The 680-nt window shown below is 67.6% G+C and carries 1 protein-coding gene; it reads right to left on the reverse strand.

The window, feature by feature from the left end; genetic code table 11:
• Positions 1-680: dihydrodipicolinate synthase family protein (locus tag NNZ72_RS25390; protein ID WP_257318463.1), on the reverse strand; the 680-nt coding region annotated here is incomplete at its 3' end.

Raw genomic sequence — 680 nt, forward strand, 5'->3', positions numbered from 1 at the left:
GCGAGGTTGCACATGTGGATCACCTCCTTCGGCAGCACGCAGCCGATGCCGGTGATGGCGCCGGTCGCCCCGCAGTTGACGAAGCCGTGGAACACGCAGGTGTCGACGCCGATCATCAGCGAGACCTCGTCGTCGCGGCTGGTGATGTTCTCCGCCGCATAGCGCATGTCGGCCGCACCGCCGAACTCCTTGAAGCCGACGAGGTTCGCATGCTCGGCGCGCAGCGCGAAGAACAGGTCGGCGCGCGTGGCGAAGCCGTAGTACGGGCTGTTGTAGATGACGGCCGGAAGATCCGGGGCCGCCGACAGGATCGCCTTGAAGTGGTTCTTCTGCGCGGCGACGACGGTGCCGCGCGAGAGCACGCGCGGGATGACCATCAGGCCCCTGGCGCCGACCTTCTGGGCATGGGCGGCATGCGCCACGGCAGACGCCGTGTTGACGGCGCCGGTGCCGACGATGACGGGCACGCCGGCCTTGACGAGGCGCTCGACGCCTTCCATGCGCTGCTCGTCGGAAAGCAGAGGCCAGTCGCCCATGGAGCCGCAGTAGACGACGGCGGACATGCCCTTTTCGATCAGCTCCCTGCCCTTGCGGACGAGCGCGTCAAAGTCGGGGGTGCGGTCATCCTTGCACGGGGTCATGAGGGCGGGGATGACGCCGGAGAAGATCTGGGCTGGCAT

Origin of the sequence: Shinella pollutisoli (assembly GCF_024609765.1) — a bacterium.
In the GTDB taxonomy this organism is placed as follows: Bacteria; Pseudomonadota; Alphaproteobacteria; order Rhizobiales; family Rhizobiaceae; genus Shinella; species Shinella pollutisoli.